At 54.8% G+C, this 15,494-nt stretch carries 13 protein-coding genes and 2 tRNA genes; 2 read left to right on the top strand and 13 right to left on the bottom strand.

What is annotated here, in order from left to right:
* Positions 1–78: 78 nt before the first annotated feature.
* The 6 genes from truB to H7R76_RS02950 form a co-directional block, all read right to left on the bottom strand.
* On the bottom strand, positions 79–1,023 hold the full coding sequence (gene truB / locus H7R76_RS02975) for a tRNA pseudouridine(55) synthase TruB (protein WP_182966921.1): 945 nt from the start codon (positions 1,021–1,023) through the stop codon (positions 79–81).
* Positions 1,023–1,424 carry a 30S ribosome-binding factor RbfA gene (gene rbfA / locus H7R76_RS02970; protein WP_106927218.1) on the bottom strand — a complete coding sequence of 134 codons (402 nt, stop codon included), beginning with the start codon at positions 1,422–1,424 and terminating at the stop codon, positions 1,023–1,025. The genes truB and rbfA overlap by 1 nt, the downstream gene beginning before the upstream one ends.
* Positions 1,425–1,525: 101 nt before the next feature.
* Positions 1,526–4,216, bottom strand: a complete 2,691-nt coding sequence (gene infB / locus H7R76_RS02965; protein WP_106927220.1) for a translation initiation factor IF-2 — start codon at positions 4,214–4,216, stop codon at positions 1,526–1,528.
* 24 nt (positions 4,217–4,240) lie between these two features.
* Positions 4,241–5,743 (bottom strand): transcription termination factor NusA, encoded by a 1,503-nt coding sequence (gene nusA, locus H7R76_RS02960; RefSeq protein ID WP_106927222.1) that lies wholly within the window; start codon positions 5,741–5,743, stop codon positions 4,241–4,243.
* Between the two features lie 27 nt (positions 5,744–5,770).
* Entirely contained in the window at positions 5,771–6,223 is a 453-nt protein-coding gene (rimP, locus tag H7R76_RS02955) for a ribosome maturation factor RimP (protein WP_064541967.1), read from the bottom strand.
* A 208-nt stretch (positions 6,224–6,431) separates the two neighbouring features.
* Positions 6,432–6,508: transfer RNA gene (locus H7R76_RS02950), tRNA-Met, on the bottom strand.
* Between the two features lie 335 nt (positions 6,509–6,843).
* Here H7R76_RS02950 and argG point away from each other — a divergent pair.
* Positions 6,844–8,187 (top strand): argininosuccinate synthase, encoded by a 1,344-nt coding sequence (gene argG, locus H7R76_RS02945; RefSeq protein WP_106927224.1) that lies wholly within the window; start codon positions 6,844–6,846, stop codon positions 8,185–8,187.
* Between the two features lie 47 nt (positions 8,188–8,234).
* On the opposite strand, the gene H7R76_RS02940 is transcribed toward argG, so the two are convergent.
* The gene (locus tag H7R76_RS02940; RefSeq protein ID WP_182929955.1) at positions 8,235–9,140 is read right to left on the bottom strand and encodes an AraC family transcriptional regulator; all 906 of its coding nucleotides are present in this window, start codon (positions 9,138–9,140) and stop codon (positions 8,235–8,237) included.
* 116 nt (positions 9,141–9,256) lie between these two features.
* On the opposite strand from H7R76_RS02940, the gene H7R76_RS02935 reads away from it, so the two are divergent.
* Complete coding sequence (locus H7R76_RS02935) at positions 9,257–9,793, top strand: carboxymuconolactone decarboxylase family protein (protein WP_182929954.1); 537 nt, start codon at positions 9,257–9,259, stop codon at positions 9,791–9,793.
* Positions 9,794–9,901: 108 nt separating this feature from the next.
* Here the strand turns inward: H7R76_RS02935 and H7R76_RS02930 are convergent.
* The 6 genes from H7R76_RS02930 to rlmE form a co-directional block, all read right to left on the bottom strand.
* Positions 9,902–9,988: transfer RNA gene (locus tag H7R76_RS02930), tRNA-Leu, on the bottom strand.
* 9 nt (positions 9,989–9,997) lie between these two features.
* A complete protein-coding gene (secG, locus tag H7R76_RS02925; protein WP_106927230.1) occupies positions 9,998–10,330 on the bottom strand; it encodes a preprotein translocase subunit SecG in 333 nt (110 codons plus the stop codon).
* A 225-nt stretch (positions 10,331–10,555) separates the two neighbouring features.
* Positions 10,556–11,893 carry a phosphoglucosamine mutase gene (gene glmM, locus H7R76_RS02920; RefSeq protein ID WP_106927232.1) on the bottom strand — a complete coding sequence of 446 codons (1,338 nt, stop codon included), beginning with the start codon at positions 11,891–11,893 and terminating at the stop codon, positions 10,556–10,558.
* Positions 11,886–12,734: a dihydropteroate synthase gene (gene folP, locus H7R76_RS02915; protein WP_106927234.1), complete on the bottom strand. Its 849-nt coding sequence runs from the start codon at positions 12,732–12,734 to the stop codon at positions 11,886–11,888. The genes glmM and folP overlap by 8 nt, the downstream gene beginning before the upstream one ends.
* Positions 12,735–12,828: 94 nt before the next feature.
* The gene (gene ftsH / locus H7R76_RS02910; protein WP_106927236.1) at positions 12,829–14,763 is read right to left on the bottom strand and encodes an ATP-dependent zinc metalloprotease FtsH; all 1,935 of its coding nucleotides are present in this window, start codon (positions 14,761–14,763) and stop codon (positions 12,829–12,831) included.
* A 101-nt stretch (positions 14,764–14,864) separates the two neighbouring features.
* A complete protein-coding gene (gene rlmE / locus H7R76_RS02905) occupies positions 14,865–15,494 on the bottom strand; it encodes a 23S rRNA (uridine(2552)-2'-O)-methyltransferase RlmE (RefSeq protein ID WP_064541917.1) in 630 nt (209 codons plus the stop codon).

Below are 15,494 nucleotides of genomic sequence, written 5' to 3'. Positions count from 1 at the left end.
TTGTTAAACAATTAAGCAGACGTTAAGCCGCGACATTCTACCCGCAGCGCTCTGTTATCGCAAGCCACACAATCTGACTTACTCGGTGTATTCGACCACCAGACGGCGCGGAGCCACGCGGCCTTCATCATCGATTTCACCCATTCCGAGGAATTTGCCTTCTTCGCCTTCCGTCACGCGCACCAGCCCTTCCAGCGGTGCACCGGAGGTCCGTACCGGGTTACCATTTTTAAAGTAAACCGATGACGTTAAAGGAATATTCACAATCGGATAGTCCGAAGCGGGACTGTCCATCGGCATCAGTAACGGATCGAGTAGCTCCGCAGCCGGGATCCCCGGCTGCTCGGCCTGTTCAACCAGCTCGCGCAAATGCTCCAGCGTCACCATACGTTCGACCGGGTATTTGCTGACCGCCAGGCGACGCAGGAAAATCACGTGCGCGCCGCAGCCGAGCTTCTCACCCAGATCGTCAATAATGGTACGAATATAGGTGCCTTTAGAGCAGTGAATTTCCAGCTCCAGCTCGTGACCTTCATGGCGAATAAACAGCAGTTCGTAGACGGTAATCGGGCGCGCTTCGCGCGGCACTTCGATACCCTGACGCGCGTATTCGTAGAGCTTTTTGCCCTGGTACTTCAGCGCCGAGTACATCGACGGCACCTGCTGCGTATCGCCACGGAAGCTTTCCAGCGCATCGGCCAGCTGCGCCTCGCTAAAGGTCACCGGACGCTCTTCCACGATCTGCCCATCGGCATCCGAGGTATCGGTACGCTGGCCTAAACGCGCAATCACCCGATAGCGTTTATCGGAGTCCAGCAGATACTGGGAAAACTTGGTGGCTTCACCGAGGCAAATCGGCAGCATACCGGTTGCCAGCGGATCCAGCGCGCCGGTATGCCCGGCGCGGTTGGCGTTATAAATACGCTTCACCTTTTGCAGCACATCATTGCTGGACGCACCCTGCGGTTTATCCAGCAACAGCACGCCGTGAATGTCACGGCCGCGACGACGAGGACGACTCATCAGTCCTCCTTGCTGTCGTCCGGGTTAACACGACGCTCTTCGTCATGCTTCACCACGTTGGTCACCAGGTTGGACATGCGCATACCTTCAACCAACGAGTTGTCGTAGAAGAAGGTCAGTTCCGGCACGATACGCAGGCGCATGGCTTTGCCCAGCAGCGAGCGAATAAAGCCAGATGCTTCCTGCAGCGCTTTGATGCCCGCTTTCACCGCGGCTTCATCCTGATCGTTCAGGAAGGTGACAAATACTTTGGCATAGGCCAGGTCGCGGGACATTTCAACGCCAGAAACGGTGGTCATCATGCCCAGACGCGGGTCTTTAATTTCGCGCTGCAGGATGATTGCGATCTCTTTTTGCATCTCCTGGGCCACGCGCTGCGGGCGACCAAATTCTTTCGCCATAATAAATTCTCCAGACAAAAAAGGGGCTATCAGCCCCTTTTGAAATTCATGCCGGGTGGCGCTTCGCTTACCCGGCCTACAATCGGCAATCTTAACGAAGATTAAGCGATGGTACGTTGGATCTCGATGATTTCGAACACTTCGATCATATCGCCAACGCGAACGTCGTTGTAGTTCTTCACGCCGATACCACATTCCATGCCGTTACGGACTTCGTTGACGTCATCTTTGAAGCGGCGCAGGGATTCCAGCTCGCCTTCGTAGATAACCACGTTGTCACGCAGAACGCGGATCGGGTTGTGACGTTTGATGGTGCCTTCGGTAACCATACAGCCCGCGATCGCACCGAATTTCGGTGATTTAAACACATCACGAACTTCAGCCAGACCGATGATCTGCTGTTTCAGTTCCGGAGACAGCATGCCGCTCATCGCCGCTTTCACTTCGTCGATCAGGTTATAGATGACGGAGTAGTAGCGCAGATCCAGGCTTTCCGCTTCGATCACTTTACGTGCAGAGGCATCAGCACGGACGTTGAAGCCAACCAGAATCGCGTTGGATGCCGCCGCCAGGGTTGCGTCGGTTTCGGTGATACCACCTACGCCAGAACCGATGATCTTCACTTTCACTTCGTCGGTAGACAGTTTCAGCAAGGAGTCGGAGATCGCTTCCACAGAACCCTGAACGTCGGCCTTCAGGACGATGTTCACTTCGTGAACTTCGCCTTCGGTCATGTTGGCGAACATGTTCTCGAGTTTAGATTTCTGCTGACGAGCCAGTTTAACTTCACGGAATTTGCCCTGACGATACAGCGCAACTTCACGGGCTTTCTTCTCGTCACGAACGACGGTCACTTCGTCACCCGCAGCCGGAACGCCGGACAGGCCGAGGATTTCCACCGGGATAGACGGACCTGCTTCCAGGACTTCCTGACCCAGTTCGTTACGCATTGCACGAACGCGACCGTATTCGAAGCCACACAGAACGATATCGCCCTTGTGCAGCGTACCTTCACGAACCAGTACGGTAGCAACCGGACCACGACCTTTATCCAGGAAGGATTCGATAACCGCGCCGCTCGCCATGCCTTTACGGACCGCTTTCAGCTCCAGAACTTCAGCCTGCAGCAGGATAGCGTCCAGCAGCTCGTCGATACCGGTACCGGCTTTCGCAGATACGTGAACGAACTGGCTTTCACCGCCCCACTCTTCCGGCAGGATGCCGTACTGGGACAGTTCGTTTTTAACGCGATCCGGATCCGCTTCTGGTTTGTCGATTTTGTTTACCGCAACCACAACCGGCACACCTGCCGCTTTCGCGTGCTGGATAGCTTCGATAGTCTGCGGCATCACGCCATCGTCTGCTGCAACAACCAGAACAACGATATCCGTTGCCTGCGCACCACGAGCACGCATAGAGGTAAACGCGGCGTGCCCCGGGGTGTCCAGGAAGGTGATCATACCGTTGTCGGTTTCAACGTGGTATGCACCGATGTGCTGGGTAATGCCGCCCGCTTCGCCAGAGGCTACTTTCGTGGAACGAATGTAGTCCAGCAGAGAGGTTTTACCGTGGTCAACGTGACCCATAATGGTCACAACCGGTGCGCGCGGTTCAGCCGCAGCGCCGGTGTCACGGTCGCTCATTACCGCTTCTTCCAGCTCGTTTTCACGACGCAGGATAACTTTGTGGCCCATCTCTTCGGCAACCAGCTGTGCGGTTTCCTGGTCGATGACCTGGTTAATGGTGGCCATGGCGCCCAGCTTCATCATCGCTTTGATGACCTGAGAACCTTTCACCGCCATCTTGTTAGCCAGTTCGCCAACGGTGATGGTTTCGCCAATCACAACGTCACGGTTAACGGCCTGAGCCGGCTTCTGGAAGCCCTGCTGCAGCGCGGAACCTTTACGCTGTTTGCCGCCTTTACCCCCGCGAACAGCGGCACGCGCTTCTTCACGATCGGCTTTAGATTCGGCGTGTTTGTTGCCTTTTTTCGCCGGGCGGGCGGCTTTCGTATTACGGCCACGACCACGACCACCTTCGACTTCACGGTCGTTTTCGTCTTCAGCCTGGCGTGCGTGCTGAGAAGTGGTGACGTGATAATCGCTGGTGTCTTCAGTTGGCTCAGCGGTATTCACACCGTTCTTCTCGTTTTCTTCTGCCATGCGGCGCGCTTCTTCAGCCACGCGGCGAGCTTCTTCTTCCAGCTTACGGCGGGCTTCTTCTTCCGCTTTACGCTTCAGCTCGGCAGCTTCATTTTCACGGCGGGCTTTTTCAGCCTGGGCGGTTTTGGTCATATCGTCGGTCTGTTGATTGCTCACTTTGTCTTTTTCCGCAGCTTCACGTTTCGCTTTATCAGCGGCTTCACGATTAGCTTTTTCTGCGGCCTCACGTTCAGCTTTTTGTTGCGCCTCGCGTTTAGCTGCTTCTTCAGCTTCACGACGGGCTTGCTCTTCCGCTTCACGCTGCGCCTGCTCTTCCGCGGCCAGGCGTTCAGCCTCTTGCGGATCGCGTTTCACAAAGGTGCGTGTCTTGCGGACTTCGATTTGTACCGATTTGCTTTTTCCACCGGTACCTGGAATGTTGAGAGTACTGCGCGTTTTGCGCTGCAAAGTCAACTTATCCGGCGCAGAACCGTTTTCGCGGTTCAGGTGCGCCAGTAAGGTTTGCTTCTCTTGCGCGGACACAGAGTCATCTGCAGACTTCGGGATACCCGCATCAGCAAATTGCTGTACCAGGCGATCCACCGAGGTCTGTATCTCTGCGGCCAGCGTTTTTACGGTTACATCTGTCATGCTGTTCCTTCCTGCTACAGTTTATTACGCTTCGTCGCCGAACCAGCAAATATTACGCGCAGCCATAATCAGCTCACCCGCTTTCTCGTCGGTTAACCCTTCGATGTCAGACAGGTCGTCAACGCCTTGTTCAGCGAGGTCTTCCAGCGTACAAACGCCACGAGCGGCCAGTTTGAAAGCCAGTGCGCGATCTAACCCTTCCAGGTTCAGCAGATCGTCAGCCGGTTTGTTATCACCGAGGCTTTCTTCCTGGGCAAGTGCCAGAGTGGTCAGGGCGTTTTTCGCACGTTCGCGCAGCGCCTCAACGGTCGCTTCGTCCAGACCATCAATTTCCAGCAGTTCTTTCATTGGCACATAGGCCAGTTCTTCAAGCGTGGAGAAGCCTTCTTCTACCAGCACGGTCGCGAACTCTTCATCAATATCGAGATATTTGGTGAAGGTATCGATCGCCGCGTGCGCTTCCGCCTGATGCTTCGCCTGCAGGTCGTCAACGGTCATCACGTTGAGTTCCCAGCCGCTCAGCTGAGAAGCCAGACGCACGTTCTGGCCGTTACGGCCGATCGCCTGCGCCAGGTTACCTGCTTCTACCGCGATATCCATGGTGTGCTTGTCTTCATCAACCACGATGGATGCCACATCAGCAGGTGCCATAGCATTGATCACGAACTGCGCCGGGTTGTCGTCCCACAGCACGATATCGATACGCTCGCCGCCCAGTTCGGTAGAAACCGCCTGCACGCGCGCGCCGCGCATACCTACGCAAGCGCCGACCGGGTCGATACGTTTGTCGTTGGTTTTTACCGCGATTTTGGCACGAGAGCCCGGATCGCGAGCGGCCGCTTTAATTTCAATCACTTCTTCACCGATTTCCGGCACTTCGATGCGGAACAGTTCGATCAGCATCTCCGGCTTAGAACGGGTGACGAACAGCTGTGCGCCGCGCGCTTCTGGGCGAACGGCGTACAGTACGCCGCGGATGCGGTCGCCCGGACGGAAGTTTTCACGCGGCAGCATGTCTTCACGCAGGATTACGGCTTCAGCGTTCCCGGCCATCCCTTCGGATTTCACTTCCAGAGAGATGTTGTCGCGGTTCACTTTCTTCACTACGCCAGTGACGATTTCGCCTTCCTGATCGCGGAACTGATCGACAACCATCGCGCGCTCGGCTTCACGGACCTTCTGCACGATAACCTGTTTTGCCGTCTGAGTCGTAATACGGTCAAAGGTGACGGATTCAATCTGATCTTCAACGTAATCGCCTACGTTCAGGCTTTCGTCTTCGAAGCGTGCCGCTTCGAGCGTAATTTCTTTGGTTGGCTGGGTAACTTCTTCAACAATGACCCAGCGACGGAAAGTATCGAAGTCGCCGCTGCGGCGATCGATTTCAACGCGTACGTCGATTTCCTGTTCGTATTTTTTCTTTGTCGCCGTTGCCAGCGCACTTTCCAGCGCTTCGAAAATCTTCTCACGCGGCAGCGCTTTCTCGTTGGAGACGGCTTCAACAACAGCCAAAATTTCTTTGTTCATCGGGGCCTTTCACCTCAATCCAGACTGTTAAAAGTGGGGAACCAGGTTCGCCTTCTGGATGTTACTCAGCGCGAACACTTCATCTTTGCCTTCGACTGTCACAGTGATCATCTCACCGTCTACCGCTTTGATAATGCCCTGCCATTTACGACGGTTCTGTACCGCCATGCGCAGGACCAGCGTCACCTCTTCACCCAGGAAACGCACATAGTGTTCCGCGGTGAACATCGGACGATCGAGGCCCGGAGAGGAAACTTCCAGGTTGTAAGCGACGGTAATCGGATCTTCAACGTCCATCACCGCGCTTACCTGGTGGCTCACATCAGCACAATCATCAACATTGATGCCATCTTCACTATCAATATAGATGCGCAGTGTGGATGTGCGACCGCGAATAAATTCGATGCCGACCAGTTCGTAGCCCAGGGCTTCAACCGGCGCTGTAATCATCTCTGTTAATTTTTGCTCTAATGTGGACAAACCCACCCCCAAGACATAAAAAAAGGGCCTAAAGCCCAGTTATTCTGTAGTCAGATAACAAAAAACCCCGATAAATCGGGGCTTTAGATAACTGAACCCTATAGCCGCAACTGCGGCCTGGAGAACCTTCCGAAAGAATTTTTTTTCAAATCCAGCTACGAAGGCCTAAGTCTTCACAGTATATTTGAAAATGAACTCTAAGGGAAAGTGGTTGCGGGGGCCGGATTTGAACCGACGACCTTCGGGTTATGAGCCCGACGAGCTACCAGGCTGCTCCACCCCGCGCCTGAAACGTGGCAAATTTTACGCGTTTTGAGTAAAAAATGCAAATAATGCTGGGATTTGGTACCGAGGACGGGACGTAAAACCGGCCTCCAGTATAGTGAGCATTATCACAACTTGTCAACCTCACATTCTATGCAGAAGAAATGCGCCGGCCATCGCGCTAAGGTACGCCTGACAACCTTCGCTGGCAGTGCGGATTTTTTGAATAAAAATGCATGAATGTCTTCCTGTCACAGATAAAACGTGATTAAATGAAAACTCATTTATTTTGCATAAAAATTCACTGACAGCGGAACGTAATTTCTCCTTCAGTCAATCAAGCAGGGTTTTACTTTATGACGACGATTCTCAAGCATCTTCCGGTAGGTCAACGTATTGGTATCGCCTTCTCTGGCGGTCTTGACACCAGCGCAGCGCTGCTGTGGATGCGACAAAAAGGCGCTGTCCCTTATGCATATACTGCAAACCTGGGTCAGCCGGACGAAGATGATTATGATGCAATTCCTCGTCGTGCTATGGAATATGGCGCAGAGAACGCTCGCCTGATCGACTGTCGTAAACAGCTGGTTGCCGAAGGCATCGCCGCTATCCAATGCGGTGCTTTCCACAATACTACCGGCGGCCTGACCTACTTCAACACCACTCCACTGGGCCGTGCGGTTACCGGCACCATGCTGGTCGCCGCCATGAAAGAAGACGGCGTTAACATCTGGGGCGACGGCAGCACCTACAAAGGTAACGATATTGAGCGTTTCTATCGCTACGGCCTGCTGACCAACGCCGAGCTACAGATTTACAAACCGTGGCTGGATAGCGATTTTATCGATGAACTGGGCGGCCGTCATGAAATGTCAGAGTTTATGATCTCCTGCGGTTTCGACTACAAAATGTCCGTGGAGAAAGCCTACTCAACCGACTCCAATATGCTTGGCGCAACGCACGAAGCAAAAGATCTGGAATTCCTGAACTCCAGCCTCAAAATCGTTAACCCGATTATGGGTGTGAAGTTCTGGGACGAAAACGTAAAAGTGCCGGCAGAAGAAGTGACCGTGCGTTTTGAGCAGGGCCATCCGGTTGCGCTTAACGGTAAAACCTTCAGCGACGACGTAGAGATGATGCTGGAAGCCAACCGCATCGGCGGGCGTCATGGTCTGGGCATGAGTGACCAGATTGAAAACCGTATTATCGAAGCGAAGAGCCGTGGTATCTACGAAGCGCCGGGGATGGCACTTCTGCACATCGCTTACGAGCGTCTGCTGACCGGTATTCACAACGAAGATACCATCGAGCAGTATCACGCTCACGGTCGCCAACTGGGCCGCTTGCTGTATCAGGGCCGTTGGTTTGACTCCCAGGCGCTGATGCTGCGTGACTCTCTGCAGCGTTGGGTGGCCAGCCAGATTACGGGTGAAGTCACGCTGGAACTGCGCCGCGGTAACGACTACTCCATCATGAATACCGTGTCTGACAACCTGACCTATAAAGCAGAACGTCTGACCATGGAAAAAGGTGACTCTATGTTTAGCGCTGAAGACCGTATCGGCCAGCTGACTATGCGTAACCTGGACATTACCGATACCCGCGAGAAGCTGTTCGGCTACGCCCAGAGCGGGCTGCTGACCGCCTCTTCTGCAACCGGCCTGCCGCAGGTTGAGAATCTGGAAAACAAAGGCAAATAAGCCTGTGTAAACGCCATCAAGGGCCGCCTGTGCGGCCTTTTTTATTGCTATCGCCGCCGCCACTCTCCCGGCGTCAGGCCGTAGTACTTTTTAAAGCTTTTTGAGAATGAGGCCAGCGATTGAAATCCGCAGCGTTCGGCGATCGCCTCCACCCGCGCCTGTCGGTCCTGGTGAAGTAACCGCGCGGCCATCACCATACGCAGCTGCGTCAGCCAGGCCTGAGGTGTCAGGTGGTAGACGCGAGCAAAGTGGCGGGCAAACGTGGCACGTGATAAAAACGCCCGGGAAGCCATTGTCTCCATGGTCCACGGTTGTTCTGGTGCCGCGAGTACCGCAAGCACCGCGGGCATCAGTCGCTCATCGCTCATTAACCGTAGCAGTCCGCCCGGTGGTGCTTTCGCCGCCAGCAACGTGCGCATCAGTAGTACCAGCAGCGTATCGCCCAGGCTGCGTACGATAGCGGCAGCGCCCGGCCGCTCGGCCAGACTCTCACGAACCAATACGTTCAGCATCGTCTCCAGTTCAGGGCAGTCTTCCCGTTCGTGGGTATGCAGATGGATGAGTTCACTGTCTTCGCTGAACAGCCAGTTTACGTGCGGCCCGAAGTAGAACTCTCCGCACAGCATCTCCAGCGCATTGCTGTCTGATGCTGTGCGCATCTCGGTCAGCGTACCGTTAAAGCGATGGGCGACCGGCAGCACCTGCCCCCACTCGACCAGGCTTTCCATCAGATGTGGTGAACCGTGCGGCAGCAGGATAACGTCTCCCGTACGCATCTGACGCGTTTCCTTCCCCACGGTGAGTCGCCCCTCTCCGCGCAGTACAAAGTGCCAGGGAACGACGCCCGTCCGCATCTGGCTATGCCCCGCCTGCCAGCGTCCGCCAAAGCGGCAGTGCAGATTCACTTCACAGCGCGGTGCCAGCAGCGTTAAGAGATGGCTAAGACTGTCCATACAGCTCCTGAGACGATAAGACAAAAAGATGAGACGAATCGCGCCAGTCTATCACGTCAACCTGTCCTATGATGTTTCCATTGCCACAACAAACCCTCGAACGACAGGAGAAGATGATGAGCCGTTTAACAGACATTCGCGAACAAGATGCAACGGGCAAAGCCGCAGAACTTTTCAGCGGGATCAAAAAAGCAGTGGGTAAAGTACCGAACGCCTATCTGACCATTGGTGGGCATTCACCGGAGGCGCTGCAGCAGGCGCTGGCGCACAACGCCATGCTACATAAAGGCAGCCTGAACGCTAAAATGCTGGAAGCAATTAACCTGTCCGTGAGCGAAGCGACGCAGTGCGATTACTGCCTGGCGGCCCATACGCTGATGGCAAAAAAGGCGGGCTTTAGTAGCGAGCAGATCCACGCGCTACGTCGTGGAGAATACGCCGAAGATGCACAGCTTGATGCGCTGGTGAAATTTGCACAAACGCTGGTCACCACCACCGGTACGCTGCCGGAAGCCAACGTGACCGCGCTGAAACATGCTGGCTTCAGCGATCGTCAGATCGTTGAGATTATCAGCGCAATCAGCGCCATTCTGTTTACCAATATGGTGAACCGGGTGAACGACACGGTGGTAGATTTTCCTAAGGCGGATTAACCGTGTTTTGCGGGTAAGGGAGCTGCGGCCCGTATACCCCGAGGAAAGAAGGGATAAAAGATACGGACGAAAAAAAAGACGCTTTTCAGCGTCTTTTTTTCGGAATATTGGTACCGAGGATGGGACTCGAACCCACAAGCCCGTTAGGGCACTACCACCTCAAGGTAGCGTGTCTACCAATTCCACCACCTCGGTACAGAATACTTAGTGCGGGATATCGCTGGTCGGCTGAGCCGGTGCCGCTGGCTGAGTCGTTTGCTCAGTCTTCGGTGCAGTCAGGTTATCCCACTCACTTCCTTTATTGGTCTTGTTGCTGTTGATGTTACCCAGCACCAAACTGATAATGAAGAACAGCGTCGCGAACACAGCGGTCATGCGGGTCATGAAGTTACCTGAACCACTTGAACCAAACAATGTGCCGGAAGCGCCTGCTCCAAAGGAGGCTCCCATATCAGCGCCTTTACCTTGTTGCAGCATAACGAGGACCACAAGGCCAATCGCTACAATAAGGAAAACAACTAAAAGAGCTTCGTACATAATCAACCTGTTCCTTGCGGGAATGCCGCGTACCAAGTGCTTCGACCAATAAAGCGGGACATTTAAGTTTCCCACTGAAGCGGGTGTGAATACTAACCAAAGCGAATGACCTTCGCAAGGGCAATTTCCACACATTGTATCAACTGCGGAAAAAAACAGCAAAACTGTCTCAGTTAATGAGAAAAAGGCGGCAAGCGCCGCCTTTTTAATCACTTAGCCTGTCTGTCAGGCCGCTTTAACCGCGTCGGCGATGCGATGCGCAAGCTCGGTTACCTGCGCTTCATCTTCCCCTTCAACCATCACCCGAATCAGCGGCTCGGTGCCTGATTTACGCAGCAGTACGCGGCCACGATTACCCATCGCTGCTTCTGCCGCCAGGGCCGCCGCCTTCACCGCCTCGTTGTCCAGCGGGTTCGATTTGCCGTCGGTGTAGCGCACATTCACCAGCACCTGCGGGAACATCTTCATGCCGCTGCTCAGATCGTGCAGGCTCATGTGGTTACGCACCATGGCCGCCACCACCTGCAGGCCCGCCACAATACCGTCGCCGGTCGTGGTTTTGTCCAGCAGGATCACGTGGCCGGAGTTTTCCGCACCGATGCGCCAGCCTTTCTCCTGCATTTTTTCCAGCACGTAGCGGTCGCCCACTTTCGCGCGGGTAAACGGAATGCCGAGCTGCTTGAGCGCCACTTCCAGCCCCATATTGCTCATCAGCGTACCAACAACGCCGCCGCGCAGCTGGCCCTGGCGCAGCGCTTCGCGGGCGATGATATACATAATCTGATCACCATCGATTTTATTACCCTGGTGATCAACCATGATGACGCGGTCGCCGTCACCGTCCAGCGCGATGCCCACATCGGCTTTCTCAGCCAATACGCGCGCCTGCAAAGCGCGGACGTCGGTGGCCCCCACTTCTTCGTTAATGTTGACGCCGTTCGGTTCGCAGCCGATGGCGATCACGGTGGCGCCCAGTTCGCGCAGCACATTCGGCGCAATGTGGTAGGTTGCGCCGTTGGCGCAGTCAACGACCACTTTCAGCCCGTTCAGGCTCAGCTCGTTCGGGAAGGTGCCTTTGCAGAACTCAATATAGCGGCCCGCCGCATCAACGATGCGGCTAGCTTTACCCAGCTCGGCGGAATCAACGCAGGTGATCTCTTTTTCCATCTCGGCTTCAATGGCCTCTTCCACTTCGTCGGGCAGCTTGGTGCCGTCGATGGAGAAGAATTTGATGCCATTGTCATAAAACGGGTTATGCGATGCGGAGATAACGATACCGGCTTCCGCGCGGAACGTGCGGGTCAGGTAAGCCACCGCCGGCGTCGGCATCGGCCCGGTGAAAGAGGCCGACAGCCCCGCGGCAGCCAGACCGGCTTCCAGCGCGGACTCCAGCATATAGCCTGAGATACGGGTATCTTTACCAATAATAATTTTACGCGATCCGTGGCTTGCCAGTACCTTGCCTGCCGCCCAGCCGAGCTTCAGAACAAAATCAGGGGTAATCGGCGCATCACCTACGCGACCACGAATCCCATCGGTACCAAAATACTTGCGATTACTCATAACGTTTATTTCCCTTCGCAGACAAGGTGGCCTCAACCACACGCATCGCTTCAACAGTTTCTTTGACGTCGTGGACGCGAACAATATGCGCGCCCTGCATGGCAGCAATCACCGCGCACGCCAGGCTGCCGCTAAGGCGCTCCGACGGCCCCACGTTCAGCAGTTGACCAATCATTGATTTACGCGACATGCCGACAAACAGCGGCAGGCCGAAATGATGGAACTCTGACAAACGCGCCAGTAATGCATAGTTATGGGACAGATTTTTACCGAAACCGAACCCCGGGTCGAGCAACAATTTATCTTTTGAGATTCCTGCCCGTTCGCAGCGGGCAATCTGTTCAATAAAATACTGATTTACCTCAGCAAAGACATCGTCATACTTCGGCGCATCCTGCATGGTTTTTGGGTTGCCCTGCATATGCATCAGCGAAACGGGCAGTCCGGTTTCGGCCGCAGCTTCGAGCGCGCCCGGCTCGCTGAGCGAGCGGATATCGTTAATGATGTGCGCTCCGGCACGGGCAGACTCACGAATCACTTCAGGCTTAGACGTATCGACAGAGATCCACACTTCAAAGCGCTGGGCGATCGCTTCCACCACTGGGATAACGCGATCAAGCTCTTCTTCCACGCTCACGTCCAGCGCGCCCGGGCGAGTGGACTCGCCGCCTACGTCAACGATGGTCGCGCCCGCGTTAATCATCAGGTTCGCATGTTTCACCGCCTCAACCAGCGTATTGTGCGTGCCACCGTCGGAGAAAGAGTCCGGCGTGACGTTGAGGATCCCCATCACGTGTGGATGGGAGAGATCCAGGATGGAGCCCTGGGCGGTGAGTTTCATATCGAATCCTTTTAATTATTGATTTCTGAATATAAAAAACCCCGGGGCAAGCCCCAGGGTTTCAGGTACAACGCAGTCTTCCACGGGGGAGAACTTATTTGTCGCCCAGCTGCTCTGACATGGTGCCAGAGTCCGGCGCACGTGGTTCATCAACCGGACGCGGCGCACTTGGTTTACCGGTGCTGCCCGAGTTGTTGTTGGATGAACCCGGTTCTTCCCAACCTGCTGGCGGACGCACGTCGCGGCGAGCCATCAGGTCGTCAATCTGCGGTGCATCGATGGTCTCATATTTCATGAGCGCATCTTTCATGGCATGCAGAATGTCCATGTTGTCGTTCAGAAGCTGGCGCGCGCGGTTGTAGTTACGTTCCACGAGCGACTTCACTTCCTGGTCGATGATACGCGCGGTTTCATCGGACATATGTTTCGCTTTCGCGACGCTACGGCCCAGGAATACTTCGCCCTCTTCTTCTGCATACAGCAACGGACCGAGTTTGTCGGAGAAGCCCCACTGGGTGACCATGTTACGCGCCAGGTTGGTCGCGACTTTAATGTCGTTCGACGCACCGGTGGATACATGCTCAACGCCGTAGATGATCTCTTCCGCCAGACGACCGCCGTACAGGGTCGAGATCTGGCTTTCCAGCTTCTGACGGCTGGCGCTGATCGCATCGCCTTCAGGCAGGAAGAAGGTTACACCCAGCGCACGGCCGCGCGGGATAATCGTTACTTTGTGCACCGGATCGTGTTCCGGCACCAGGCGACCGATAATCGCGTGGCCCGCTTCGTGATACGCGGTAGATTCTTTCTGCGCTTCCGTCATCACCATGGAGCGACGTTCCGCACCCATCATGATTTTGTCTTTCGCTTTCTCGAACTCAACCATCGACACAACGCGTTTGTTGCCACGAGCAGCAAACAGCGCCGCTTCGTTCACCAGGTTCGCCAGGTCTGCACCGGAGAAGCCCGGAGTACCGCGAGCAATGATTGCCGCATCGATATCCGGCGCCAGCGGTACGCGACGCATATGCACTTTCAGAATCTGTTCACGACCGCGAACGTCTGGCAGACCGACCACAACCTGACGGTCGAAACGGCCTGGACGCAGCAGCGCCGGGTCAAGTACGTCTGGACGGTTAGTTGCCGCGATAACGATGATACCTTCGTTACCTTCGAAGCCATCCATCTCAACCAGCATCTGGTTCAGCGTTTGCTCACGTTCATCGTGACCACCGCCCAGCCCTGCGCCACGCTGGCGACCGACGGCGTCGATTTCATCGATGAAGATGATGCACGGTGCTGCTTTCTTGGCCTGTTCGAACATGTCACGCACACGAGATGCGCCGACGCCCACGAACATTTCCACGAAGTCAGAACCGGAAATGGTAAAGAACGGCACCTTGGCTTCGCCGGCAATGGCTTTCGCCAGCAGCGTTTTACCGGTACCCGGAGGACCGACCATCAGGACGCCTTTCGGAATCTTACCGCCCAACTTCTGGAAACGGCTCGGCTCACGCAGGTATTCAACCAGTTCGCCCACTTCCTCTTTCGCTTCGTCGCAGCCCGCAACATCGGCAAAAGTGGTTTTGATCTGATCTTCCGTCAGCATGCGCGCTTTGCTCTTACCGAACGACATGGCACCTTTGCCACCGCCGCCCTGCATTTGACGCATGAAGAAGATCCAGACGCCGATAAGCAGCAGCATCGGGAACCAGGAAATGAAGATCGACGCCAGCAGGCTCGGCTCTTCTGGCGGCTCGCCAACCACTTTGACGTTTTTCGTCAGCAGGTTATCAAGCAGCTTCGGATCGTTAACCGGGATGTAGGTCGTGTAACGGTTACTATCTTTCTTGGTAACGTTGATCTCACGTCCGTTGATACGCGCTTCGCGAACCTGGTCGTTATTGACCTCTTGCAGGAAGGTAGAATAATCCACCTTATGGCTGTTCGATTCGCTGGGCCCAAAGCTCTGGAATACTGACATCAGCACAACGGCAATGACCAGCCAGAGTATTAGGTTTTTCGCCATGTCACTCAAGGGATTAACCTCTTATTACAACTGTGTTAAAAACAGCGTCAGGATACTCTATATCCAGTTTCTTTCAAAACTTTCGTTTGAAAAACCACCGTCTATGATTTTCGCCCGGTCGCTACAATGTACACTTCGCGTGAACGCGCACGCGAAGAGTCCGGCTTACGAACTTTAACCTTCGTAAACAGGGAGCGAATTTCCCTTAGATACTCATCGAAGCCTTCGCCCTGGAACACCTTCACTACAAAACTTCCGCCTGGCGCAAGCACATCACGCGCCATTTCAAGCGCCAGCTCCACCAGATACATGGCCCGGGGAATGTCTACCGCCGGCGTTCCGCTCATGTTTGGTGCCATATCTGACATGACAACTTGTACTTTACTGTCACCCACGCGTTCGAGTAATGCCTGCATGACGAGTTCATCACGAAAATCGCCCTGAAGGAAGTCCACACCAACGATTGGATCCATAGGTAAAAGATCGCAAGCGATGATGCGGCCTTTGCCGCCAATCTGCGTGACCACGTACTGTGACCAGCCTCCTGGCGCAGCACCGAGATCGACAACCGTCATCCCCGGCTTAAAAAGTTTGTCACTTTGCTGTATTTCATCAAGTTTAAACCAGGCACGGGAACGTAACCCCTTTTTCTGTGCCTCTTGAACATATTTATCGCTAAAGTGTTCCTGAAGCCAGCGGCTTGAGCTGGCAGAACGCTTTTTACCTGTCAT

The organism is Klebsiella sp. WP8-S18-ESBL-06, from assembly GCF_014169755.1.
GTDB classification, from domain to species: Bacteria; Pseudomonadota; Gammaproteobacteria; order Enterobacterales; family Enterobacteriaceae; genus Kluyvera; species Kluyvera ascorbata_B.
This window is presented reverse-complemented; position numbering and strand designations above follow the sequence as displayed.